Source organism: Aquipuribacter aurantiacus (assembly GCF_051216895.1).
Taxonomy (GTDB): Bacteria; Actinomycetota; Actinomycetes; order Actinomycetales; family JBBAYJ01; genus Aquipuribacter.
In genome coordinates this window covers 72,557-96,018 of record NZ_JBPKAO010000007.1, presented here as the reverse complement: position 1 = coordinate 96,018, position 23,462 = coordinate 72,557, and the positions used below count along the sequence as shown (strand labels likewise).

The following is a 23,462-nucleotide window of genomic DNA, read 5'->3' as shown; positions in this document are numbered from 1 at the left end:
GCCCGGCGGGCCGCGCCCGTCTGTCGTAGCGTCGCCACCATGGCTGACCCCGCGACCGACCTGCCCGAGATGACGTACCGGCACCTGGGTGACTCCGGCCTCGTGGTGTCCACCGTCGGCCTCGGGGGCAACACCTTCGGCGCCCGTGTCGACGCCGCGACGACCCGCGAGGTCGTCCACGCCGCGCTGGACGCCGGCGTCACGTTCGTGGACTGCGCCGAGCTCTACGGCAGCCACCCGGGCCAGAGCGAGGAGCTGCTCGGGGCCGCCCTGCGGGGACGGCGCGACCAGGTCGTCCTGGCCACCAAGTTCGGCCACCCGGCGGGCCGGGTCGACGCGCCCGCGTGGGAGGCGCACGGGTCGCGCACCGCGGTGCGACGGGCCGTCGAGGGGTCGCTGCGACGGCTCGGGACGGACCACGTCGACCTCTACCAGATGCACACCCCCGACCCGATGACGCCGGTCGAGGAGACCTTGACCGCCCTGGACGACCTGGTGCGGGAGGGCAAGGTCCGCTACCTCGGCTCGTCCAACTTCGCCGGGTGGCAGGTGGTGGACGCCGACCGCGCCGCCGAGGCCATCGGCACGGAACGGTTCGTGTCGGCGCAGAACGCCTACAACCTGCTGGACCGCTCCGCCGAGGCCGAGCTGGTCCCCGCGTGCGAGCACGCCGGCGTCGGCATCCTCCCGTACTACCCGCTCGCGTCGGGGCTGCTGAGCGGCAAGTACCGCCGGGGACAGGCCGCCCCCGAGGGGTCGCGGTTGTCGTCGCCGCGGATGGCGGCGCGGCTGGAGTCCGCCGACTTCGACACCATCGAGGCCCTGGAGCGGTTCGCGGACGGGCGTGGCCTGGACCTGCTCACGGTCGCGCTGGGCGGGCTCGCGGCCCAGCCTGCGGTGGGCAGCGTCATCGCCGGGGCCACCAGCCCCGAGCAGGTGCGGGCCAACGTGCGGGCCGGTCTGTGGGAGCCGACCGTCGAGGACCTGGCCGAGCTGGAGGACATCAGCGGGCGTGGCTGAGCCCCGCCGGGCCCGGGTCGAGGGCTGGTTGGCCGTCGCAGCCGGGCTCGAGGCGTCCGGGCGACGCGACCGGGCGCTGGTGGCGGCGCGCACCGCGATGGCGCTGGCCGAGCGGGGCGAGGACGTCGACCTGCTCGAGCGGGGACGCACGGAGGTGGCCCGGCTCACCGGTCCCGAGGTCGCCCCGATGCACGTCGACGTCGCGGCGGGCGACCACGACCCGGGACCGCAGGCGCGGGCCGAGTCGCGCGCGGTGTGGGTCGGGGCCCCCGCCGACGCGGTGCTGGCGATGCTGGGATGGGTCGAGCGCGACGGGGGACTGGACGTGGTCCGGGTGGTGGTGCCGGGGACCCGCCGCGGTCGATCGGCGTTCGCCACGCTGCTCGCGGCCCTGCCCGACGGCACCGACGTCGGCCTGCGGCTGCCGGCCCGGGACCCGGCGTTGCGACGGCTGGCCGAGGGCGTGGGCTTCGCCGTCGTAGCGGGCTCGCTCAGCCGGTCGGGCCATGTCGGCGGGAGCCTCCGGCTGCACCGCCCCGGCGGGCCCGGCGCATGAGCGGGGTGAGCCGGCGGCCGGCAGACCTACCCTGGACCATGCGCGACGTCCGGGGCACGGGCCCCGCCCCTGCGGCGACGTCGGGGCGTGGGCGGCGATGACGGGCCCGCTGCTGCTGCAGGGCGGCGCCGAGATGCAGCCGTCCTGCCGCGAGATGGACCTCCAGCTGCTCGACCTCGCCCCCGACGGGGCCGTGGTCGTCCTCCTGGGGGCGGCCACGCCCGGCGCGGACCACGACCGTGCCGCCGGACGGGCCCGGCGGTACTACGGCGCCCTGACCTCGCGCCCGGTCGTCGTCGCCCCGCACCCTCAGGTCGACATGGCCGCCTGCGTGGAGGCCGTGCTCGCGGCGGGTGCCGTCGTGCTGCCCGGTGGCTCGCCCAGCCGGCTGCAGGGCGCCCTGCAGGACGAGGACGCCCGCCTCGGCGGCCTGCTGCTGCAGCTGCACCAGGACGGGGTGGCGCTGTCCGGGGCGTCCGCCGGGGCGATGGTGCTCTGCGCCCGCACGGTGCTGCCGGAGCGGCGTCGCGTCGGCGGCCCCGCGGTGGTCGACGGGCTCGGCCTGCTGCCGGGGCTGGCCCTGGTCCACGACGACGGCGGGGACGGCGGCTGGGTCGACCCCGACGACCCCGCGGGCCCTCGGTGGGGCCTGCCGGAGGCGGGCGGGGTCCTGCTCGTCCACGACGGGCTGCGGGCCGTGGGGCAGGGGAGCGCACGGTTGGTCGTCGACGGCGCGGAGCACGCGATCGGCCGGTCCACCCGGTCGCTCGGTGGCCTGCTGGGCCGGTGAGGCCGCCGGGTCAGAGACCCCGCCGCACCAGCAGGACGTTGTCGGCCCTCGTCCCCACCTCGCCGTCGGGGGACACGGCCTCCCGCGGCACCAGCTCGTCGGTCTGCACGGTCCAGCCGTCGGGCAGCCGGAGGGCGCTGCGCACCTGCGCCGTGCTGGGGAGGTGGACGTCGGGGCGGTCCGCCTCGGCCAGCCAGGTGGGGAAGGCGGCGTGGCCCACGACGAGCAGGTGCCCACCGGCGCCCACCCGGGACACGGCCTGGCGCAGGACGGTCTCGCGCGAACCGGCCGTGGCCGCGGGGGAGTGGTAGTACTGCGCGCACACCAGGTCGAACTCCCCGCTGGGCAGGTCCCCGTCCGTGAGGTCCACCTGCGCCCACGTGATGCGCTCGCCGACGCCCGCGTCGTCCGCGTGCTCCGCGGCGCGACGCAGCGCGGTGGCCGCGATGTCGACCGCGGTCACCCGCCAGCCCCGCTGCGCCAGCCAGATGGAGTCGGCCCCCTCGCCGCAGCCGATCTCCAGGGCGGTACCGGACGGCAGGTCGGCGACCTCCCGGACCAGCAGCTCGTTGGGTCGCCCGGACCAGACCCGGTCCTCCTCGGCGTAGCGCGCCTCCCAGTAGGTGGCGTCGGTGTCGTCCGCGGCGGCGGTGCGCCCGTCCTGGCGGCCGTGCACGTGCGGTGCGGTCGTCTCCGTCATGGCTCGACTGTGAACCGGCGCCGGCCGGCCGACAAGTCCTGTTGCCGTTCCGGCAAACCAGGCCCGGGACGCCGGGAGCGACCCGTGGCAGGATCGTGCCGGTGAACGGCACACCCGCCGACGAGCAGCGGCTGCAGGACCTGGCCCGCCTGCGCCGGGTCAAGGACCGGATCGACCGCGACCACGCCCAGCCGCTGGACGTGCAGACGCTGGCCCGGGGCGCCCACATGTCGGCGGGGCACCTGAGCCGTGAGTTCCGGCTCGCGTACGGCGAGCCGCCCTACGGCTACCTGATGACCCGACGCGTGGAGCGGGCGATGGCCCTGCTGCGTCGGGGCGACCTCAACGTGACCCAGGTCTGCTTCGCCGTCGGCTGCTCGTCGCTGGGGACGTTCAGCACCCGGTTCTCCGAGCTGGTCGGGATGCCGCCCAGCGTGTACCGCCAGCGGGCGGCCCAGGACACCGTCGACCTGCCGTCGTCGTGCGTGTCCAAGCAGGTCACCCGACCGGTCAGGAATCGAGAAGCGAACCCCGCGGGCACCGACCTAGCGTGACCGGCATGGACATCACCATCAACGCCAGCTTCCTGCCGCACGTCGACGCCGAGGCCTCGCTGGCCTTCTACCGGGACGTGCTCGGTTTCGAGGTCCGCAACGACGTCGGCTACGAGGGCATGCGCTGGATCACGGTCGGCCCACCCGGGCAGCCCGGCACGTCGGTCGTGCTGCAGCCGCCCGTGTCCGACCCCGGGGTGACCGAGCAGGAGACCCGCACCATCACGGAGATGATGGCCAAGGGCACCTACGCCGGGATCCTGCTCGCCACCGACGACCTCGACGGCTTGTTCGCCCGGCTGCAGTCGACCACCGCCGAGGTGGTCCAGGAGCCCGTGGACCAGCCCTACGGCGTGCGTGACTGCGCCCTGCGCGACCCGGCGGGCAACCTGGTCCGGATCCAGCAGCAGCGCTGAGCGGCCGAGGGGTTCCCGGTTGTCGGCGGGGTGCAGCAGACTGCCCGCCGACACCACCCTGGAGGCGGACGAGCATGGCGACGACCACCGACGAGCGGACCTCCGCAGCGCACCGCGCGGACAGCCACGACCTGATCCGGGTGCAGGGTGCGCGCGAGAACAACCTCAAGGACATCAGCGTCGAGCTGCCCAAGCGGCGGTTGACGGTCTTCACCGGCGTCTCGGGCTCCGGCAAGAGCTCGCTGGTGTTCGCGACCATCGCCGCAGAGTCGCAGCGGCTCATCAACGAGACCTACAGCGCGTTCGTGCAGGGCTTCATGCCGACGCTGGCCCGTCCGGACGTGGACGTCCTCGACGGTCTGACCACGGCGATCATCGTCGACCAGGAGCGGATGGGCGCGAACCCCCGCTCCACCGTCGGGACCGTCACCGACGCCAACGCCATGCTCCGGATCCTGTTCAGCCGCCTCGGCGACCCGCACATCGGCTCGCCCAACGCGTACTCGTTCAACGTCCCGTCCGTGAAGGCCAGCGGCGCCATCACCGTCCAGCGGGGTCCGGGGAAGACCACCACCGAGAAGGCGACGTTCAACCGCCTCGGCGGCATGTGCCCCCGCTGCGAGGGCCGCGGGTCGGTCACCGACATCGACCTGACCGCGCTGTACGACGAGACCAGGTCGCTCAACCAGGGCGCGCTCACCATCCCCGGCTACACGATGGACGGCTGGTACGGCCGCATCTACCGCACCTGCGGCTACTTCGACCCTGACACCCCCATCAAGGACTTCACCGCGCAGGAGCTGGACGACCTGCTCTACCGCGAGCCCACCAAGATGAAGGTCGAGGGCATCAACCTCACCTACCTCGGGCTGGTCCCGCAGATCCAGAAGTCGTACCTGTCCAAGGACGTCGAGGCGATGCAGCCCCACATCCGGGCCTTCGTGGAACGCGCGGTCACCTTCACCACCTGCCCGGACTGCGGCGGGACCCGGCTCAGCCCCGAGGCCCTGGGGTCCCGGGTCCGGGGGGCCAACATCGCCGACCTGTGCGCGATGCAGATCAGCGACCTGGCCGACTGGGTGCGCGCGCTCGACGACGAGCCCGGGGTGGCACCGCTGCTGACGGGTCTGCAGCACCTGCTCGACAGCTTCGCGAAGATCGGCCTGGGCTACCTCTCGCTGGAGCGGCCGTCGGGGACGCTGTCCGGGGGAGAGGCGCAGCGGACCAAGATGATCCGGCACCTCGGCTCCTCGCTCACCGACATCACCTACGTCTTCGACGAGCCCACGATCGGCCTGCACCCGCACGACATCCAGCGCATGAACGACCTGCTGCTACGGCTGCGCGACAAGGGCAACACCGTGCTGGTCGTCGAGCACAAGCCCGAGGCCATCGCCATCGCCGACCACGTGGTCGACCTCGGTCCCGGGGCGGGCAGCGCCGGGGGAGAGGTCGTCTACCAGGGGTCGCTGGAGGGGCTGCGCAGCAGCGGCACGCTGACCGGGCGTCACCTGGACTACCGGGTGGCCGTCAAGCCGTCCGTCCGTGAGCCGTCGGGGCGCCTGGAGGTGCGCGGGGCCGCCACCCACAACCTCCGCGACGTCGACGTCGACATCCCGCTGGGCGTGCTGGTGGTCCTGACCGGCGTGGCGGGCTCGGGCAAGAGCTCGCTCGTCCACGGGTCGGTGGCCGGCCGCGAGGGCGTGGTGGCCATCGACCAGGCGGGCATCAAGGGGTCCAGGCGCAGCAACCCGGCGACGTACACGGGGCTGCTGGAGCCGATCCGCAAGGCGTTCGCCAAGGCCAACGGCGTCAAGCCGGCCCTGTTCAGCGCCAACTCGGCCGGGGCGTGCCCGACCTGCAACGGGGCCGGGGTCATCTACACCGACCTGGGGATGATGGCCGGGGTCGCGTCGACGTGCGAGGACTGCGAGGGCAAGCGGTTCCAGGCCGACGTGCTGGAGTACCGCCTGGGTGGCAGCAACATCGCCGAGGTGCTGTCGATGCCGGTCGCGGAGGCGACGGCCTTCTTCGCCGAGGGCGAGGCCCGCATCCCGGCCGCGCACACGATCCTGCGCCGGTTGGACGACGTCGGGCTCGGCTACCTGAGGCTGGGCCAGCCGCTGACGACGTTGTCCGGCGGTGAGCGGCAGCGGATCAAGCTGGCCACGCGGATGGGGGAGAAGGGGGCGGTCTACGTGCTGGACGAGCCCACCACCGGTCTGCACCTGGCCGACGTCGAGCAGCTGCTCGGCCTGCTGGACCGCCTCGTCGACTCCGGCACGTCGGTCGTCGTCATCGAGCACCACCAGGCCGTCATGGCGCACGCGGACTGGATCATCGACCTGGGCCCCGGCGCCGGCCACGACGGCGGCCGGGTGGTGTTCGAGGGGACGCCGGCGGACCTGGTGGCCGACCGGTCGACGCTGACGGGCCAGCACCTGGCGGCCTACGTCGGGGCGTGACGCGGGGTCGGGGTGGCGGTCCCCGTCGCAGCCCTCCGACCAGCAGCAGGACGAGCGCCGTGACATGCCGGCGGGCATGTTCGACAGCAGGGCCAGGCCGGCGCCTCCGGCGCGCAGCCGGTCGAGGACGCGGAGGGTCGCGGGGTCCAGCTGGAACCAGAGGACCGCGTCCTGCCGCTCGAGCTCGTCCAGCAGCTCGTCGTCGACCGGACGCCCCGCCGCCCGGGACCGGAACTCGCGCGGGTCCAGCTCACCTGCGTCGAACGGCAGCCGGTTGGTCCAGTACGGGCTGCTTGCCGGCTGGAGCCATCATCATGTTCATCGTCACCCCGGACCACCTCGACGAGCTCCTCCGTGCGAAGGGCATGCGTCCAGCCGAGAGGAAGTGGTCTCTCTGGCGGAACGCTTCTCCGGCAGACTGAGGGCATGGACGTCGAGGAGACCGTCGCGGGCGCGTCAGGGGGCGACAGCGGGATCGTTCGCTTCTGGGAGACAGCGAGAAGCAGCGCCGGTCTGGGCCGACTTCCCGTCGTGACCGGGATGAATGCGGCGACCGTCGTGCCGCCGCCCGCGTGGGCCTTCGGCGGGACTCCCGAGCAAGCAGATGAGCTGCTGGCCCTCGTGCTCGACGGGACGAAGACGGCGACGGCCGGCGCCCACTGGGCCTACGAGGTCGAGGGTCAGGAGATGCCCCGTCCCGGTGAGCTCTCCATCGTCCTCGACGGTGCTGGTCACCCTCGGGCGCTCGTGCGCACCACAGCGGTCGACGTCGTGCCCTTCTCCGAGGTGGGGGAGGGACACGCCCGGGCCGAGGGGGAGGGCGACCGCTCCCTGGCGCACTGGAGGGAGAGCCACGAACGCGTCTTCACTGCGGAGCTCGTGGAGGCCGGGCGCGAGTTCTCCGACGACATGCTCGTCGTCTGCGAGGTGCTGCAGCTGCTCTACCCGCGCCGCAGCCCTGCCGCTGACCGTCGTCCCGCGCAGGTCGACGCCTAGAAGATCGTGCAGGCGGTCACGCGACGCGTCTGGAGGTGGCGTCCTTCGCCAGGTTCCTGATGCGCCAGATGGCGTAGGTGCTGACGAGAAGGGTCAGGGCCCCGGACAGGATGATGAGGGCTTGGGCGGACAGGACGCCCCAGGGGGTCCCGAGGAGGTAGCCGAGGACGACGCAGGCGTTGACCATGACGCTGTAGTAGGACCAGGCGCGCCCATGGGCGTTCTCGGGGATGTGTCGGTGGATGGTCGTGCGGATGCCGACGTTGTGCAGACCGTTGCCCAGTCCTCCCAGGACGAAGACCGCGGCGATGACCCAGGTGCGGGGGACCAGGCCCTCCACGAGCAGGGCCGTCCCGATCAGCGCGCCGCCCCACACCACGAGGTCGATCTCGCGGCCCTCGAGCCATCGGTGGCCTGAGACCAGCGACCCGAGCAAGGCGCCGAAGGCCCAGATCGAGACGAGCAGGCCGAACAGGGAGTTGCTGCCGGTCACCTCGGGTAGGTACTGCACGCCGGCGACGCCCTCGATGGAGGTGGTGAAGACGATGCCGGCGGCCAGCCCCAGCACCACCCAGACCAGGGGACTGCCCCGCAGCACGCGGAGGCCGTCGCCGGCCTGCGTCCAGAACCGGCTGCCGACCTCGAGGTCACCGCGAGGGGCGACCCGGACGACCGCACGGACGAGGACCGCGACGACGAGGAACGAGACCGCGTTGGCGACCAGCAGGACCGTGCTGCCCGCGACGTCGTGCACGGCGGCGGCCAGGCCGGGGCCGAGAATGAACGCGAAGGACACCGCGCCCGCGACGAGGCTGTTGGCGCGCTGGGTGGGGACCGGTCCCGCGAGCTCCGGGGTGAGACGGAACGCCGCCGCCGACGAGGCCACGGCGAAGACGTTGGCCACCGCGATCAGGGCGACCCGGGTGAAGAAGTCGGGCACGGCGGCCGCGGCCGTGAAGCAGACGGCTTGGACGAGTACGGCGCTGATCCAGACCGTCCGCACGTCGAACCGGTCGACCAGCACACCGAGCGCCGGCGCCAGGAACAGCGGGGGCACCAGCTCGGCGAAGAGGACGATCGTCACCCACCAGGGCGGGCCGAGCTCACGAGCGTCCAGGATCAGCGCGAAGGACGCGACGCTGTCGCCCAGGACCGAGACCAGCGTGCCGGCCACCAGAACTACCAGGGGCAACGGCAGGCGAACGCGCGTCCCCCCGACCGGCATGCGTCCACCGTCACACACCCCCACCGGCCCAGCAATCAGGATTCCCGGCGGGGCTCTGGCGACCCGGCAGCCCCAGGCCGTGCGCGAGAGCCGCACCGGGAGCGCGGGTCAGGGTCCGTGCCGCCCGAAGCCAGGGCTCGTCCTCGAGGCGCCCCACCGCAAGATCGACGTAGGCGTCAGCCACCCGGTCGTGGCTGGCGCGCACTCGACTGCCTTGACGACCTCGTTGAAGTCGTCAGCGTCCAGGCCCGACGGTTCTGCGCCGAGGGTCCAGCCCGTAGCCACTGCCAACGTCACACCGCGGAGAGGCGACAGCCCCTGCACCTGCTCCGACTCCCGGTAGTTAGCCACCGATAACGAACGTTATGTCAGATCAGACCGCTCGGGGCCCGGCTCGGGGCGCGGCTCTCCTCAACGACGGCCGCGGCCTACGCGTCCACGACGGGCTGGCGCAGGATGGTGCGTCGTCGGCTCTGCGGCACCCGGCGGAAGTCGCTGAGGTAGATCTCGTGGTGCCGGCCGGCAGGTCGCAGCCCGTGGGCCGGCAGGAACTCGTCGTGGATCCTCGCCAGGACCTCGGTCTCGTCGTCGAACGACCCGACGTGCAGCGTCTGCACGCAGCGTCCCTCCGACAAGGACTCCAGCCGGACCTCGTCGAGCCGGTCCGGTCGCCGGCGGTGGGCCACGTGGGTGATGGCGGCGTCGAAGGCGTCCGGCCCGAGCCAGTCCGGCACGAGGATCAGCAGCGTCCAGCTCCACCGGGACTTGTCCCGGGCCACGGTGAACGAGGCCATGTCCTCGGCCCACCACAGCCCCTCCAGGGGCGGCACGACGTAGTCGCGCCCGAGCTGCTGCTTGCTGGCGAACTTCAGGGCGTAGGCCACCGGGTAGAGCGCCTCGACGGCGTCCGCGAAGGCCGGGGTGTTGGGGTCTCCCGCGCCGTCGACCATCAGGTACCGCAGGTCCGGGACGTCGACGAGCCGCAGCTCCCCCGGTCGCGCCCGGAACGAGTCCAGGGTCCGTCTGAGGTCGACCTTGGCCGTCACGGCTGCGGCCGTCCCGCCTGGTTCGACCCGAGCGCGTCGAGGTCACGCACGGCGAACCGGTGGTGCTCCCACTCCTCCTCCAGGATCGTGTGCAGGCACGACAGCACGGTCTCGGGGTGCTGCGGCGCCCACGGGTTCGCGCGCGTCGCCGCCAGGTCCGCCGCGGTGTCGGGCTGCCCGATCGGGTGGAACGGCCGCTCCACGCCGAGCACGGCCCCCCGCAACCAGGTGTCCGTGGCCATGACCAGGTGCCGCAGGGTCTGCGCGCACGACCACTCCCCGTCCACCGACACGTCTGCGGACCCGGCCGGCATGACCGCGACGCGCGCCAGGGTTCCGGCCCAGGTGCGTTCGAGCGCGGCCCAGGCCGCACGGAGGCCGTCGGGCTCGCGCGCGCTCCGCTCGGCCCGACCGGGGAAGCGACGGTTCAGCTCGGCCTCGACGTACGGCGCGACGTCGACGCCGTTGACGAGCAGGGCGCCCTCGCCGCCCTCCAGCAACCACGGTGCGTCGATGTCCGCGCCCGTGATGTCGACCCCGCGCATCACGACCCCGGTCAGGTCGCAGGCGACGAACCGCGCCCCGCGCAGGTCGGAGCGGTCGAAGCGGCGTGGGCCGAGGGACCCGTCTGACGCGGCCATGCCGTCAGCCTGCCACGATGCCCGTCGCGGCGGCCGGGGCGAGGACGTCACGGCGGCGGCCCTTCACGCCAGGTCTGCCCGCCTCGTCCGCGGTGGGTGAGGCGGGCACGCTCGGCGGTCCCTGATCATCACGAGGTGACGGCGCAGACCAGGTCGGGACCGACGACCGCCACCGCGTGGTCCCTGGGTGGTCGCCGCTTCTGCCTCGACGCACCGCTGGTCGCGCACCTGCCCGTCGGCAGCCTGGTCGAGATCGACGCCGTGGAGGGACGCTTCCTGGGGCAGGTGGTGCAGACCACCAGCGGCGAGACGACCGACGAGGACGGCGGTCGACGGCTGCTGGCCGAGGGCACCCTGCTGGCTCGTGTCGTCGGTGACGACGTCGTGGCCGCCGCCAGCGACGACTCCTTCCCCGACGCACCCGCCCGCCCCGCCGGCGACGCCCTCATCGCGGCCGGCCGGTCGGCGCTGAGCAGCGGCACGTCGCTGCGCATCGGTCGGCTCCGGCAGCCGTCCAGCGAACCGGCCCGTCTGGTGGCGGCCGGGTTCAACCGGCACACCTTCATGTGCGGGCAGTCCGGCTCCGGCAAGACGTACTCCCTCGGGGTGGTCCTGGAGCGGGTGCTGCGCGACACGCGGCTGCGGGTGGTCGTCATCGACCCCAACTCCGACTACGTCGGCCTGGACCAGCTCGACGGGGTCCGCGGCGTCGAGGGGGCGCCCGACCCCGGGGTCGTGACGGTGTTCCGGACCCAGGGCGCCCACCGGCTGCAGGTCCGCTACGGCCGGCTGCCGCTGCTGCAGCAGGCCATGGTCCTGCGCCTGGACCCGCTGGCAGACCTGGAGGAGTACGCGCTGCTGCGCCGGGCCACCGAGCGGCAGGGGACGACGGAGTACTCCCTCGCGGACCTGAGGAACCAGCTGGAGGAGCAGGAGGACCTCTCCCCCGGGTCACCGGCCCGGAGCCTCGCGCTGCGCATCGACAACCTGGGTGCCGCCGGCTGGAGCATCTGGGCCGGGCGCGACGAGGTACCGCTGCTGGACCAGGTGTCGTCCGACTGGCGCGCCCTCGTCGCCGACCTCGGCGGCATCGCCCACGCCGAGGAACGCTCCGCCGTCGTGTCCTCCATCCTGACCGGGCTGTGGGCCAGGCGGACCGCCCGCTCCCCCGTGCTGGTGGTCATCGACGAGGCCCACAACGTCTGCCCCCGGGAGGTCACCGACCCCCAGCAGGCCCTGGGCGTCGAGCACACCGTCCGGATCGCGGCGGAGGGGCGCAAGTACGGCCTGTACCTGCTGCTGGCCACCCAGAGCCCGAGCAAGCTCCACCCGGCCGTCCTCTCGCAGTGCGAGAACCTCCTGCTGATGAAGACGAACTCGGCGGCCGACGTCGAGCACCTGGCGGAGGTCTTCTCCCACGTGCCGCGGGGCCTGATCGCGCAGGCACCGGCGTTCGGCCTCGGCGAGGGCCTCGTGGCCGGCCGCATCTCCCCCACCCCGCAGCTGTTCCGCAGCGGCGAACGGCTGTCGCCGCAGGGCGGGGAGGACGTGCCCACCACCTGGGCCGACCCCGACTCGCCCATCCCGCAGCAGTCCGCCCGCGACGCCACCCGACCCGACGGAGGCCGACCATGACCAACCCTGTCGGCCCACCGACGGCCGAGCCCGAGGCGTCGGGCGCCGCCCTCAGCGGCAGCGCCGTCCTCGCCGGGTCCGGCGTGGCCGCCCTGCTGGCGTTCATGCTGCAGAACCGGGACGACGTCACCCTGACGTTCCTGCTGTGGGACTTCACCTGGCCCGTGTGGCTGCTGACCCTGGCGTCCGCGCTGGTCGGCGCCGTCGTCTGGCTCGGTCTGGGCATCCTCCGACGGCACCGTCGCCGGGTCGCGCGTCGCGCCGACCGCCGCTGAGGCGGACGACCGGTTCATCTGGCAGGGATGACGTCCCGGCCCGTACGGACCACGAACACTGGACCCCCACCACTACGGAAGGTGACTGCCATGTCGTTCTGGGACTTCCTCTGGCTCCTGCTGCTGTCCTACCTGTTCGTCGCCTACCTGATGGTGTTCTTCAGCGTCCTGACCGACCTGTTCCGTGACCGCGACACCGGGGGGGTCGCGAAGGCGGTGTGGATCATCTTCCTGATCGTCACCCCGCTGCTGTCCGTCGTCGTGTACCTGATCGCCCGGGGCCGCGGCATGGCCGAGCGGGCCACGGACTCCGCCCTGCGGGCCAAGGAGGCCCAGGAGTCCTACGTCCGGGAGGTGGCGGGCACGTCCCCGGCCCAGCAGGTCGCCGAGGCCAAGGCCCTCCTCGACGACCAGGTGATCTCGCCCCAGGAGTTCGAGCAGCTCAAGACCAAGGCTCTCGCCGGCTGAGGCGTCGACCGCTCGCGGTCAGTCGGTCCCGAACTCCATCGCGGCCCGGTCCAGCAGCTCGTCGTCGCCCGACACCTCGCCGCGCGAGGCGATCGCCTCGGCCCCGCCCTCGGTGAGCGCCCCGATGAGACCGGTGGCCGCGGCCTGGGCCGCGCCCACGCCGGTCGGTTGCGACCCGCCCACCATGCCGAGCGCGGCGTACTGCTCGAGCTTGGACCGGGAGTCGGCGATGTCGAGGTTGCGCATGGTCAGCTGCCCGATCCGGTCGACGGGGCCGAAGGCGGAGTCCCCGGTGCGCTCCATCGACAGCTTGTCCGGGTGGTAGCTGAACGACGGGCCGGACGTGTCGAGGATCGAGTAGTCCTCACCGCGCCGCAGCCGCAGCGTCACCTCGCCCGTGACGGCCATGCCGACCCAGCGCTGCAGCGACTCGCGGAGCATGAGCGACTGCGGGTCCAGCCAGCGGCCCTCGTACATCAGCCGGCCGAGCCGGCGACCCTCGTTGTGGTAGCTGGCGACTGTGTCCTCGTTGTGGATCGCCGCGACGAGCCGCTCGTAGGCCACGTGCAGCAGGGCCATGCCCGGTGCCTCGTAGATGCCACGGCTCTTGGCCTCGATGATCCGGTTCTCGATCTGGTCGGACATCCCCAGGCCGTGGCGGCCGCCGACGGCGTTGGCCGCCATCACCAGGTCGACCGGGCTGTCGAACGACGCGCCGTTGATGCTGACCGGCCGCCCCTGGGCGAACCCGATGGTCACGTCCTCGGGGACGATCTCCACCGTGGGGTCCCAGTGGGCCACGCCCATGATCGGGGTGACGGTCTCCATGCTGGCGTCCAGGTGCTCCAACGCCTTGGCCTCGTGGGTGGCGCCCCAGATGTTGGCGTCGGTGGAGTAGGCCTTCTCCGTGCTGTCGCGGTAGGGCAGGTCGTGCGCCTGCAGCCACTCCGACATCTCCTTGCGACCGCCGAGCTCGTGGACGAAGTCGGCGTCCAGCCACGGCTTGTAGATCCGCAGCGACGGGTTGGCCAGCAGCCCGTAGCGGTAGAACCGCTCGATGTCGTTGCCCTTGTAGGTGGACCCGTCGCCCCAGATCTGCACGTCGTCCTCGAGCATCGCCCGGACCAGCAGCGTGCCGGTGACCGCACGCCCCAGCGGGGTGGTGTTGAAGTAGGTGCGACCACCGGAGCGGATGTGGAACGCGCCGCACGTGAGGGCGGCGAGCCCCTCCTCCACCAGCGCCGCACGGCAGTCGACCAGCCGGGCGACCTCGGCGCCGTAGGCGTTCGCCCGACCGGGCACGGACTCGATGTCCGGCTCGTCGTACTGGCCCAGGTGGGCGGTGTAGGTGCAGGGCACGGCGCCCTTGTCGCGCATCCAGGCGACCGCGACCGAGGTGTCGAGGCCACCGGAGAAGGCGATACCGACGCGTTCACCGACAGGGAGGGAGTTCAGCACCTTGGACATGGGAGCAGTATCCAGGCGGATGCATAGATATGCAAAACGTCGGGTCCGCGCTCTACCGGAACGCGTCGGCCACCCCGGGGTCGAGCTCAAGGGCCGGCGCACCAGCGGCGTGACGTCGGGAGCCCGCTGCTTCAGGTCCGGGGGGTGACGAGCCGATGTCACTCCTGTGAGGACTCCCCCGACACGCACCGTCCCGCCCCCCGCGGGGCCCGGTCGGTTGCGCCGGCACCTGGGCCGGGTGGAGCCGCTGGCCTGGCAGAGCATCGCGGCCGGGGTGGCGTTCCCCGCGGTCCTGGTGGTCCTGCTGGCGCTCGGGGACGTCTTCCGCCCCGAGCGGAGCACCTGGGTCCTCGCCTGCGTCGTGTCGTTCGCCGCCTTCGGGCTGCTGGCCCTGGTGCAGGGCCGCGTGGGACCCCTCGCGCTGGGGGCCCAGCTCGTCGAGGCGCTCGTCATCATGGTGGTGCTCGGGACCAGCACGGACGAGCTGGGGGTGCTGGCGGCCTGCTTCGTCACCGTGGCGCTCGTGGTCGTCAACGCCGCCACCCACCTGAGCGGGACCGCGCTGGCCGTCGTGGCGGTCGGCTCCAGCGTCTCGGTGGCCCTGCTGCTCGCGGGTCAGGGGACCACCGGGGCGACTCTGCTGCTGACGACCGTGACGGTCACCGTGCTCGGCGTGGTCCCGGGGCTGGTGCTGTTCTTCGGGTTCCGGCGACGGCTCGAGCGGGACGTCCTGGACACCGACCGGGTCGCCCAGCACGACCACCTGACCGGGCTGCTCAACCGGTACGGCCTGGCCGTCGCCTCACGCGGGCTCGTGGCCCGCGCCGCCGCCGGCGGGCACCTCGTGGGCGTGCTGCTGATGGACGTCGACCGGTTCAAGGCGGTCAACGACGTGCACGGTCACCTGGCCGGTGACGAGGTCCTGCGGGTGCTGGCGCGAGCCGTCCTCGAGGTCGCCCGGGACGGTGACGTGGTGGCCCGGATCGGCGGCGAGGAGTTCTGCGTCCTGCTGGTCTGCGGGGGCTCCGACGACCTCGCCGCGGCGGGCGAGCGGCTCAGGGCCACCGTCGCCGCTGCGCCCACCGACCCCCCGGTCACGGTGAGCGTGGGCGGTGCCTGCCTGACGCCCACCCGGGTCGACGACGGCGAGGACTTCGTCATGCGGCTGCTGGCGCGCGCCGACGAGCCGCTCTACGAGGTCAAGTGGGCGGGGCGCAACGGCGTCGACGTGGTCGTCGGCCCCTGACGCACGCCGAGGCCGCGGGCGCGACGCACCACCGTGCTCAGCGGTCGACCAGACGGGCGTAGTGCTCCTTCATCGCGGGGTAGTAGTCGCGGTCCCAGTCGAGGGTCGAGACGTCCCCGCCGTCCAGGTCCGTCACCAGGCGGTCCAGGTAGTACTCCCAGCCGGGTCCGACGCTGTCCACCGGGACCTCGCCGGCCGTGGACTGCGCGAAGGTCAGGGTCGTCACACCGTCGGCCTCGACCAGGCGCAGCTCCAGCTGCCACTCCTGGGCGCCGTCGGCGGTCCGGGTCGTCACCCGCAGCAGGCGGGGAGGCGTGCACTCGTGGATGGTGACGGGCTCGTCACCGGCGTCCTCCCCCTCGGCGGTCATCCGGAACACGACCCCGCCGGTGGTCGGGTCCCCGGTCCAGGTCCCGATCCAGCGCTGCATCCGCGCGGGCTCGGTCACGGCGGCCCAGACGTCGCCCACCGGGGCGCGGAAGGTGCGGTCGAGGACCACCGCCTCGCCGAAGTCCCGGGCCTCGAGTCGGCCGGTGGGTCGTGGGCTCATGCGCTCTCCTGGGTGCTGGTGGGCTGATGTGTCTGGGCTGTCTGAGCCGACTGGGCGGCCGCTCGGTCGCGGGTGGTGCGTCGGACCTCGGTGTCCAGGGCCATGAGCTGCTCCTCGGTGGGTCCGCTCCCCCGCTCCCACGCCGGAGCGGCGTGGGCGAGCTCGTCGAGCAGGGCCTGGACCGGGGCGGCCCCTCCGCCCCGCAGCCCGAACCAGCGCTCACGGCCGCGGGTACGGGCCTGCACCAGACCCGACTCGGCGAGGACACGCAGGTGACGGCTGACGGCCGGTCGGCTGATCCCGTGCCCGGTCGCGAGGTCGCCCGCCCGGGCCGGGCCTGCCACGAGTCGTCGGAGCAGGTCCCGGCGGACCGGGTCGGAGAGTCCGTCGAACGCGTCCATCCTTTTATGTAACCACAAGGTTACGCGATCGGGAAGTACTCAGCGATCGTGGGAGCGGCCGGTCGTGGGGGCCGGTCCCAGCACCCCGGCCGTGAGGACGAGCACCAGCGCGGCGCCCGGGATGACCGCCAGGACGGCCACGAGCCCGCGCGCGTCGGCCACCACGCCCAGCAGCAGCGGGGCCACGGTCACGACCACCCGCAGCACGGTGCTGGCCAGGGTGAGGCCGGTCCCCGGTCTGAGCCCGGGCAGCTCGTCCGCCCGCCGCATGGCCGAGGGGATCACGGTGCCGATACCCAGCCCGACGAGGGCGAACGCCGTCACCGCGGCCGCGACGCCGAGCCGCTCCGCCAGCAGCAGACCGGGTCCCATGGCGAGCAGCGCCAGGCACCCCCCGGCCCGGGCGACGGCCACGTCGCCCCACCGCGTGACGGCGGGGTCGCCCAGCAGCCGCCCGACGATCTGGGCGGACTGCAGCGCCACGAAGCCGAGCCCCGCCACGCCGGCCCCGGCCTCCAGCTCGCCCCGCAGGTACAGGGCGCTCCAGGTCGCCGTCGTCTCCTCCATCAGTTGGGCGGTGGAGGCCACCAGACCCAGGGCCAGCAGCAGGGGGACGCTGCTCCTCCAGGCGAGCCGAGGGACGGGGGCGGAGCCGGGGCCCGGGGTGGGGGGCTCCCGGTCGGGACCGGGCAGCAGGAACCGGTACGCGACGCAGCCGACGAGGGCGAGCACCAGACCGGCGACGGGCAGGTGCACGGCCACCGGCACCTGCAGGGCCGCGGCGGCGCTGCCCACCGAGCCACCGATCACGGCGCCCACGCTCCACAACGCGTGCATGGTGTTGAGCACGGACCGGCCCAGGGCCCGCTCCACCCGCAGGCCGTGCGTGTTCTCCGCGACGTCGGCGACCGCGTCCACCGCTCCGGCCAGCAGCAGCGCCGAGGCCAGCACGGCCCAGCTGCCCGCGACGCCGACCAGGCCCAGGTTGGCCGAGGCGAGCAGCACGGCCCCCAGCGACACCCGGGCCGACCCGAACCGGTGGACCAGGGGCCCGGCCGCCAGCCCCAGGACCAGGGCCCCGGCACCGTAGGCACCGACGGCGCCCCCCAGCGCCCTCCCGCTGAGGTCGAGCCGCTCCACCAGGTCCGGGTAGCGCGGCACGACGTTGGCGATGAGCGCGCCGTTGGTCAGGAAGAGCGTGCCGACGGCCCAGCGCGCCCGCGCCGGGCTCACCGTCCGGGCCCCGGTCCCGCGGTCAGGACCGGGTCCGGTGCAGCCACCACAACCCGACGAACGGCAGGACGAGCGGGATGAGCAGGTACCCCAGGCCGTAGTCCGACCACACGGTGGGCTCGGGGAACAGCTCGGGACGCAGCAGGCTGAAGGTGCCGATGACCAGCACGCCGACCGCCTCGAACGTCAGGGCGGCCCAGGCGACCCGGCGGGCCCATGCCCGGTCCACCACCAGCGCGACGGTGGCGACCACGTAGACCACCGCCGCCGCCCCGGACAGCCCGTAGGCCAGCGGCGCCTCCTCGAGCTTGGTGCTGACCTGGAACACGGCCCGGCTCGTCGCCCCCACGGCGAACACCGCGTACAGCACCACCAGCACCTTGCCGAAGCCGCTGCGGGTCGCCCGGGCGCCGCCGGACCCCGCCCGCACCTGCGGCGCCCCGTTCACCACCGGCCTACCCTGGGCGGATGGTGGACACCGTGAACCCGGCCTCGGTCCACGACCTCGCCGGCTGCGAGTACCTGCTGCTGACGACCTACACCAAGGACGGCCGGGCCAAGCCGACGCCCGTGTGGGCAGCGCCCGACGGCGACGTGCTCGTGGTCCACACCCCGGCCGACTCCTGGAAGGTCCGTCGGGTGCGCAACACGCCGGCGGTCACGCTGACGGCCTGCGACGCCCGCGGCAACCCCCGTGGGGGGCCCGTCGACGGGGTCGCCGTCGCGGTGGACGGCGACCTGCTGCCCCGCCTGGAGGCGGCGCTGCACCGCAAGTACGGCTGGAAGTACGCGCTGTACGCCTTCGGCGCCCGGTTCGCGACCGGGCGCGGCGGACCGGCCGGCCTGGTCGTCCGCGACGTTCCCGCCGACGGCGCGGCCGACGACCGACCGGCCGCGCCCTGAGCCGTCACGCACCGGGGCCACCGATCTGCACCCCGCCGCGCCACACGTCCCACAGCCGCAGCACCATCGCCGCGACGGTGAAGGCGGCGACGGCCACCACCGCGGAGGACCACCGGTCGCGCTCCGACATCGCCCACCACACCGCGAGCGGCAGGACGGCGACGACGGTCCCCAGGTACGACACGAACAGCACCATCGAGCCGACCGGCGCCTGCCCGGAGAGGATGAGCACCGTGGCCACCACGGCCTGCAGGAGCAGCAGCAGCTCCAGGCCCACCGCGGTCCCGAGCATCGCCCGACCGGGGGCAGAGCCCCGGCGGGCGGACACCAGGCCCCAGACCGTCAGCACGGTCGCCCCTGCGGCCAGCACCACCACGACGGCATCGATCACGGCGCCAGTATCCCGGGCCGCGCGCGGTCCCCGTGCCGGGGCCCCGGGCCACGGCGACGTCGGGTCCGTGCGTCGTGGCTGACCGGTTGACGACGACGGACGCGGTCGCGCACCTGGCGGCCCGGGTCCGGACGACGCTGGCCGTCCGGCCGCCAGGGGCTCCGGTCGTCGTCGCGCTGGACGGCCGCAGCGGCAGCGGCAAGACCACGCTGGCCCGGCGGCTGACCCGGGAGCTGCGTGACGGCGGTGTCGCCGTCACGGTGCTGCACCTGGACCACGTCTACCCCGGCTGGGACGGCCTGGCGGCCGCGTCGGCGTGTCTCGGCGAGCAGCTGCTCCCCCGGTTGCGCGCCGGTCTCAGCGCGCAGTACCCGTCCTGGAGCTGGGTGCGCGACCGGCCCGGGCCGCAGGTCGAGGTCCGACCCTCGGAGGTCGTCCTGGTGGAGGGCGTTGGCTCCGGCAGCCGGACCTCGCGCTCCCTGGTGGACCTGCTGGTCTGGTTGGAGGCCCCGGAACCGGTCCGCCACGGGCGGGCGATGGCTCGCGACGGGGACTCCTACGCCCCGCACTGGCGCCGTTGGGCGGACCAGGAGGAGGCGTACCTGGCCGCGGAGCGCCCGGAGCGCAGCGCCGACGTCGTCGTCCTCACCGGGGACCTGCCGGACGGAACACGCTCGTCGCCCGTCAGCCCGGCCCCCTAGCCTCAGGTCCCGTGAGCGGACTTGCGGACCTGGCCATCGAGAGCCCCGACGTCGACGGCGAGGACCTCGTCGTCTGGCGGAACACGTTCGCCGGCGTCTTCGCCCTGCCGGCGGCCACGACCGAGGAGGTGGACGCGGTCCGCGACACCTACCGCGCGCACCGCCTCACCGGGGTGCGCGACGACGGCCGGTGGGTGGCGACATTCCGCAGCTGGCCCGGTGACAGCGCCGTGCCCGGGGGCGCGCTGACGGGTCACGCCGACGCCCCTCGCACGCTGCCCACCGACCTCGTCAGCACGGTGGCCGTGGCCCCGACCCACCGCCGACGGGGCCTGCTCACCCGGTTGATGCGCGACAGCCTGCGCCACGCCGCGGACTCCGGTGCCGTGGTGTCCAGCCTGTTCGCCAGCGAGGCCGCCATCTACGGCCGGTACGGCTTCGGGGTCGCCACCCGGGTGCACGACCTGACCGTCGACACCCGCGCGGCGGCGATCTGGCAGGCCGGGGCCCCGGTGGGGGCGGGCCGGATGCGGCTGTCGGACGACGACGAGCTCGCCGCGGTGGGCCCGGCGCTGTTCGACGCCGCGCGGCGCCGGATGCCGGGGGCGGTCGGTCGCGGCGACATCGGCTGGCTCCGGCTGCTGGAGCGGGTCGCGCCCACCCCCAAGCCGGACGGGCCGCGGCTGCGGGCGGTGCACCTCGCCCCCGACGGGACGGTGGACGGCTACGTCCGTCTCCGCCTGGAGATGCGCTGGACCGACGGCGCCCCCCGCAACAAGGCCAGCGTCGACGACCTGGTCGGCGCCACGCCCGAGGTGCTGGCCGCCCTCTGGCGGTTCTGCGTCGACCTGGACCTGGTCAGCACGCTCGTGGCCGAGCACCGCGGCCACGGCGAGCTGCTGCCGCACCTGACCGCCGACCCCCGGGCGGTGCGGGTGACGTCGGCCGTCGACGGGCACTGGTGGCGCGTCCTGGACCCCTCGGCCGCGCTGGCCGGCCGTAGCTGGTCCGGCCCCGGTGACGTCGTCCTGGAGGTCGTGGACCCCGACGGACCCGCGGCGGGCCGCTGGGAGGTGTCGGTCGGTGAGACCGGTGACGCGGAGGTCCGCCGCACCACCCGGACCGCCGACGTCACGCTGCCGGTGCAGTCGCTGCCCGCGGTCCTCACCGGCGTGCTGGACCTGCCGTTGCTGCACGCCGCCGGCCGTCTCGACGAGCACACCAGCGGGGCCGTGCGACGTCTGGAGCAGATGTCACGCGTCAGCCCGGTCGCACTGGGCACCGTCCAGGGATTCTGAGAACATTCGCCGATGCCCACGACGGACACCCAGGCCGAGCCCGCACCTGCACGCCGACGGGTTCGGCTGCTGCCCGTGCTGATGGCGGTGCTCGCGGTCCTCACCGGGGCCTGGTTCGCGCTGCGGCGACGGGCCCCGGCGCTGCCGGCCTTCCCGGCGGAGGCGCGACCCGGTCCCGGCACCACCGCGCGCCCCCCGACCCCGGCGCCCGCGAGCGGACGGGTCGACGTGGCTGCGGCCCCACCCGTCGAACCCGCACCCGTCGAGCCCGCACCCGTCGAACCCGCACCCGTCGAGCCCGTGCCGGCCGAGCCCGTGCCGGCCGGTTCCCCCACGGCGGTCGCAGAGCCGGTCCAGCCCTCGGCGGCGGCGTCGGCGGCCTCGGAGGAGCTCCAGCGCGTCTCCGGGATCGGACGGCGCAGCGCCGAGGCGCTGGTCGCCGCGGGCATCGACGGCCTCGACCGGTTGGCCGCCACCGACGACGCCACCCTGGTCGTCGCGCTGGAGGCCGCGGGCCTGCGGCGCTCCCCCACGCTGTCCGCGTGGGCCTCCCAGGCCCGTCGTCTCACCCAGGAGTAGGCCCGGTCCCGGGCACCGCGTCGTCACCGGGACCCGCGCGGGAATCACGACGTACTGCCCTGCGGCCGGATCTTTGGAAGGCTGGGCCCCATGTGCGGCATCTGTGGAGAAGTCACCTTCGACGGGACCCGGGCGGACGTGGCCGCCGTGTCACGGATGACCGACGTCATGACCCCCCGAGGACCCGACGGTTCCGGCGTCTGGTCGCAGGGCCCGGTGGCCTTCGGTCACCGACGGCTCAAGATCGTCGACCTGTCCGAGTGCGGCGCCCAGCCCATGGTCGACAACGACCTCGGGCTGTCGATCGTCTTCAACGGGATGATCTACAACTACCGCGAGCTGCGGGTCGAGCTCGAGGGCCTGGGCCACCGGTTCTTCTCGACGTCCGACACCGAGGTCGTCCTCAAGGGCTACGCCGAGTGGGGCCCTTCCTGGGTGGAGCGCCTGCTCGGGATGTTCGCCTGCGTCATCAGCCACCGGGACACCGGACGGGTCGTCGTCGCCCGGGACCGGCTCGGCATCAAGCCGCTCTACCTGTCCGAGGGCACCGGCAGCGCGCGTCGGCTCCGGTTCGCCTCCACCGTGCCGGCGCTGCTCGCCGGCGGCGACGTGGACACCAGCATCGACCCGGTGGCGCTGCACCACTACCTGTCCTGGCACGCCGTCGTCCCCGCGCCGCACACCATCCTCAACGGCGTCCGCAAGATGCCGCCGGCCACGGTGCGGACCTACGAGCGCGACGGCAGCCACACCGACGTCCGCTACTGGAGCCCCGCCTACGAGCGCCTGCCCGAGCACGAGGGGATGAGCTTCGAGGACTGGACCGACGCGACGCTGGACAGCCTGCGCACCGCGGTCAAGCGACGCATGGTCGCCGACGTGCCGGTGGGCGTGCTGCTGTCCGGGGGTGTCGACTCCAGCCTGGTCGTGGGTCTGCTGGCCGAGCAGGGCCAGGCCGGCCTGGCCACGTTCAGCATCGGCTTCGACGCCGTCGCCGGGCGCGAGGGCGACGAGTTCGTCTACTCCGACCTGGTGTCCGAGCGCTTCGGCACCGACCACCACCGGCTCCGGGTCGGCTCCGACGAGCTCGTCGGGTCGATCGAGCACGCCGTGGCCAACATGTCCGAGCCGATGGTCAGCCACGACGTCGTGGCCTTCGACCTGCTCAGCCGCGAGGTGTCCAAGCACATCAAGGTCGTGCAGTCGGGTCAGGGTGCCGACGAGGTGTTCGCGGGCTACCACTGGTACCCGCCGCTGGACGGGCTGCGCGTCGAGGACGCCACGGACGCCTACGCCAAGGCCTTCTTCGACCGCAGCCACGCCGAGATGAAGGACGTGGTGTCGCCCGACCTCTACGCCGCGATGAACGCGCACGACCCGTCGGGGCCCTCCTACGCCTACGTCCGCGACCACCTGACCCAGGGCCGGGCCGACACCGCCGTGGACGCCGCGCTGCGCCTGGACACCGAGGTGATGCTCGTCGACGACCCGGTCAAGCGGGTCGACAACATGACGATGGCGTGGGGCCTGGAGGCGCGCGTGCCGTTCCTGGACCACGAGCTGGTCGAGCTGGCCGCCCGGATCCCGCCGGAGCACAAGCTGGCCGACGGCGGCAAGGGCGTCCTCAAGGCCGCCGCCCGCCGCGTGGTGCCCAGCGAGGTCATCGACCGACCCAAGGGGTACTTCCCGGTGCCGGCGATCACGCACCTGGAGGGCAAGGTCTTCGACGTGGTGCGTGACGCCCTGCAGGCGCCGGCCGCCCGGCGGCGGGGGCTGTTCGCCGACGACTACGTCCAGCACCTGCTGCGCGACCCCAACTCCGACCTGACCCCGCTGCGGGGCAACAAGCTGTGGCAGCTGGGGCTGCTGGAGTGGTGGCTGCAGTCGCACGAGGTGGGTTGAGCCC

General features: G+C 73.7%; 26 protein-coding genes. 16 read left to right on the top strand and 10 right to left on the bottom strand.

Annotated features, from left to right (window positions below; genetic code table 11):
- Positions 1 to 69: 69 nt before the first annotated feature.
- The 3 genes from ACR80Q_RS11240 to ACR80Q_RS11230 all read left to right on the top strand — a co-directional run bounded on the left by ACR80Q_RS11240 (position 70) and on the right by ACR80Q_RS11230 (position 2,366).
- Positions 70 to 1,020, top strand: coding sequence for an aldo/keto reductase (locus ACR80Q_RS11240; RefSeq protein WP_435377797.1), 951 nt, complete (start codon positions 70 to 72; stop codon positions 1,018 to 1,020).
- Entirely contained in the window at positions 1,013 to 1,576 is a 564-nt protein-coding gene (locus ACR80Q_RS11235) for a hypothetical protein (protein WP_435377701.1), read from the top strand. The genes ACR80Q_RS11240 and ACR80Q_RS11235 overlap by 8 nt, the downstream gene beginning before the upstream one ends.
- A 97-nt stretch (positions 1,577 to 1,673) precedes the next feature.
- Entirely contained in the window at positions 1,674 to 2,366 is a 693-nt protein-coding gene (locus ACR80Q_RS11230; protein ID WP_435377700.1) for a Type 1 glutamine amidotransferase-like domain-containing protein, read from the top strand.
- 10 nt (positions 2,367 to 2,376) lie between these two features.
- On the opposite strand, the gene ACR80Q_RS11225 is transcribed toward ACR80Q_RS11230, so the two are convergent.
- Positions 2,377 to 3,066 (bottom strand): class I SAM-dependent methyltransferase, encoded by a 690-nt coding sequence (locus ACR80Q_RS11225; RefSeq protein ID WP_435377699.1) that lies wholly within the window; start codon positions 3,064 to 3,066, stop codon positions 2,377 to 2,379.
- 101 nt (positions 3,067 to 3,167) lie between these two features.
- On the opposite strand from ACR80Q_RS11225, the gene ACR80Q_RS11220 reads away from it, so the two are divergent.
- The 4 genes from ACR80Q_RS11220 (at position 3,168) to ACR80Q_RS11205 (ending at position 7,497) form a co-directional block, all read left to right on the top strand.
- Positions 3,168 to 3,620, top strand: coding sequence for a helix-turn-helix transcriptional regulator (locus tag ACR80Q_RS11220; protein WP_435377698.1), 453 nt, complete (start codon positions 3,168 to 3,170; stop codon positions 3,618 to 3,620).
- A 5-nt stretch (positions 3,621 to 3,625) separates the two neighbouring features.
- Positions 3,626 to 4,036 (top strand): VOC family protein, encoded by a 411-nt coding sequence (locus tag ACR80Q_RS11215; RefSeq protein WP_435377697.1) that lies wholly within the window; start codon positions 3,626 to 3,628, stop codon positions 4,034 to 4,036.
- Between the two features lie 74 nt (positions 4,037 to 4,110).
- Positions 4,111 to 6,501, top strand: a complete 2,391-nt coding sequence (locus ACR80Q_RS11210; RefSeq protein WP_435377696.1) for an ATP-binding cassette domain-containing protein — start codon at positions 4,111 to 4,113, stop codon at positions 6,499 to 6,501.
- Positions 6,502 to 7,041: 540 nt separating this feature from the next.
- A complete protein-coding gene (locus ACR80Q_RS11205) occupies positions 7,042 to 7,497 on the top strand; it encodes an ASCH domain-containing protein (RefSeq protein ID WP_435377695.1) in 456 nt (151 codons plus the stop codon).
- A 16-nt stretch (positions 7,498 to 7,513) separates the two neighbouring features.
- Here ACR80Q_RS11205 and ACR80Q_RS11200 read toward each other — a convergent pair whose 3' ends face one another.
- From ACR80Q_RS11200 to ACR80Q_RS11190, 3 genes are all read right to left on the bottom strand, one after another.
- Complete coding sequence (locus ACR80Q_RS11200; RefSeq protein ID WP_435377694.1) at positions 7,514 to 8,671, bottom strand: MFS transporter; 1,158 nt, start codon at positions 8,669 to 8,671, stop codon at positions 7,514 to 7,516.
- Between the two features lie 479 nt (positions 8,672 to 9,150).
- Complete coding sequence (locus tag ACR80Q_RS11195; protein WP_435377693.1) at positions 9,151 to 9,768, bottom strand: GyrI-like domain-containing protein; 618 nt, start codon at positions 9,766 to 9,768, stop codon at positions 9,151 to 9,153.
- Positions 9,765 to 10,409, bottom strand: coding sequence for a DinB family protein (locus ACR80Q_RS11190; protein ID WP_435377692.1), 645 nt, complete (start codon positions 10,407 to 10,409; stop codon positions 9,765 to 9,767). Before ACR80Q_RS11190 ends, ACR80Q_RS11195 begins: the two co-directional genes overlap by 4 nt.
- A gap of 135 nt (positions 10,410 to 10,544) precedes the next feature.
- On the opposite strand from ACR80Q_RS11190, the gene ACR80Q_RS11185 reads away from it, so the two are divergent.
- The 3 genes from ACR80Q_RS11185 to ACR80Q_RS11175 all read left to right on the top strand — a co-directional run bounded on the left by ACR80Q_RS11185 (position 10,545) and on the right by ACR80Q_RS11175 (position 12,787).
- On the top strand, positions 10,545 to 12,044 hold the full coding sequence (locus ACR80Q_RS11185) for an ATP-binding protein (protein ID WP_435377691.1): 1,500 nt from the start codon (positions 10,545 to 10,547) through the stop codon (positions 12,042 to 12,044).
- Positions 12,041 to 12,319: a lipopolysaccharide assembly protein LapA domain-containing protein gene (locus ACR80Q_RS11180; protein ID WP_435377690.1), complete on the top strand. Its 279-nt coding sequence runs from the start codon at positions 12,041 to 12,043 to the stop codon at positions 12,317 to 12,319. Before ACR80Q_RS11185 ends, ACR80Q_RS11180 begins: the two co-directional genes overlap by 4 nt.
- 90 nt (positions 12,320 to 12,409) lie before the next feature.
- The gene (locus ACR80Q_RS11175; protein ID WP_435377689.1) at positions 12,410 to 12,787 is read left to right on the top strand and encodes a PLDc N-terminal domain-containing protein; all 378 of its coding nucleotides are present in this window, start codon (positions 12,410 to 12,412) and stop codon (positions 12,785 to 12,787) included.
- A gap of 18 nt (positions 12,788 to 12,805) precedes the next feature.
- Here ACR80Q_RS11175 and argG read toward each other — a convergent pair whose 3' ends face one another.
- Positions 12,806 to 14,254, bottom strand: coding sequence for an argininosuccinate synthase (gene argG, locus ACR80Q_RS11170; protein ID WP_435377688.1), 1,449 nt, complete (start codon positions 14,252 to 14,254; stop codon positions 12,806 to 12,808).
- Between the two features lie 166 nt (positions 14,255 to 14,420).
- Between argG and ACR80Q_RS11165 the strand changes: the two genes are divergently transcribed.
- Positions 14,421 to 15,500, top strand: coding sequence for a GGDEF domain-containing protein (locus ACR80Q_RS11165; RefSeq protein ID WP_435377687.1), 1,080 nt, complete (start codon positions 14,421 to 14,423; stop codon positions 15,498 to 15,500).
- 37 nt (positions 15,501 to 15,537) lie between these two features.
- Here ACR80Q_RS11165 and ACR80Q_RS11160 read toward each other — a convergent pair whose 3' ends face one another.
- From ACR80Q_RS11160 to ACR80Q_RS11145, 4 genes are read right to left on the bottom strand one after another with little or no spacing between them, the layout of a single operon-like run.
- Entirely contained in the window at positions 15,538 to 16,050 is a 513-nt protein-coding gene (locus ACR80Q_RS11160; RefSeq protein ID WP_435377686.1) for an SRPBCC family protein, read from the bottom strand.
- Positions 16,047 to 16,451: an ArsR/SmtB family transcription factor gene (locus ACR80Q_RS11155; protein WP_435377685.1), complete on the bottom strand. Its 405-nt coding sequence runs from the start codon at positions 16,449 to 16,451 to the stop codon at positions 16,047 to 16,049. The genes ACR80Q_RS11160 and ACR80Q_RS11155 overlap by 4 nt, the downstream gene beginning before the upstream one ends.
- A 39-nt stretch (positions 16,452 to 16,490) precedes the next feature.
- Positions 16,491 to 17,684: an MFS transporter gene (locus ACR80Q_RS11150; protein WP_435377684.1), complete on the bottom strand. Its 1,194-nt coding sequence runs from the start codon at positions 17,682 to 17,684 to the stop codon at positions 16,491 to 16,493.
- Positions 17,685 to 17,706: 22 nt separating this feature from the next.
- On the bottom strand, positions 17,707 to 18,135 hold the full coding sequence (locus ACR80Q_RS11145; protein ID WP_435377683.1) for a hypothetical protein: 429 nt from the start codon (positions 18,133 to 18,135) through the stop codon (positions 17,707 to 17,709).
- Between the two features lie 17 nt (positions 18,136 to 18,152).
- On the opposite strand from ACR80Q_RS11145, the gene ACR80Q_RS11140 reads away from it, so the two are divergent.
- The gene (locus ACR80Q_RS11140) at positions 18,153 to 18,587 is read left to right on the top strand and encodes a PPOX class F420-dependent oxidoreductase (RefSeq protein ID WP_435377682.1); all 435 of its coding nucleotides are present in this window, start codon (positions 18,153 to 18,155) and stop codon (positions 18,585 to 18,587) included.
- Between the two features lie 4 nt (positions 18,588 to 18,591).
- On the opposite strand, the gene ACR80Q_RS11135 is transcribed toward ACR80Q_RS11140, so the two are convergent.
- On the bottom strand, positions 18,592 to 18,978 hold the full coding sequence (locus tag ACR80Q_RS11135; RefSeq protein ID WP_435377681.1) for a hypothetical protein: 387 nt from the start codon (positions 18,976 to 18,978) through the stop codon (positions 18,592 to 18,594).
- An 86-nt stretch (positions 18,979 to 19,064) separates the two neighbouring features.
- On the opposite strand from ACR80Q_RS11135, the gene ACR80Q_RS11130 reads away from it, so the two are divergent.
- The 4 genes from ACR80Q_RS11130 to ACR80Q_RS11115 all read left to right on the top strand — a co-directional run bounded on the left by ACR80Q_RS11130 (position 19,065) and on the right by ACR80Q_RS11115 (position 23,458).
- Complete coding sequence (locus ACR80Q_RS11130) at positions 19,065 to 19,679, top strand: adenylyl-sulfate kinase (RefSeq protein ID WP_435377680.1); 615 nt, start codon at positions 19,065 to 19,067, stop codon at positions 19,677 to 19,679.
- 11 nt (positions 19,680 to 19,690) lie between these two features.
- Positions 19,691 to 20,977 (top strand): GNAT family N-acetyltransferase, encoded by a 1,287-nt coding sequence (locus tag ACR80Q_RS11125; RefSeq protein WP_435377679.1) that lies wholly within the window; start codon positions 19,691 to 19,693, stop codon positions 20,975 to 20,977.
- A 12-nt stretch (positions 20,978 to 20,989) separates the two neighbouring features.
- The gene (locus ACR80Q_RS11120; protein ID WP_435377678.1) at positions 20,990 to 21,556 is read left to right on the top strand and encodes a hypothetical protein; all 567 of its coding nucleotides are present in this window, start codon (positions 20,990 to 20,992) and stop codon (positions 21,554 to 21,556) included.
- Between the two features lie 90 nt (positions 21,557 to 21,646).
- Complete coding sequence (locus ACR80Q_RS11115) at positions 21,647 to 23,458, top strand: N-acetylglutaminylglutamine amidotransferase (protein WP_435377677.1); 1,812 nt, start codon at positions 21,647 to 21,649, stop codon at positions 23,456 to 23,458.
- Positions 23,459 to 23,462 lie beyond the last annotated feature (4 nt).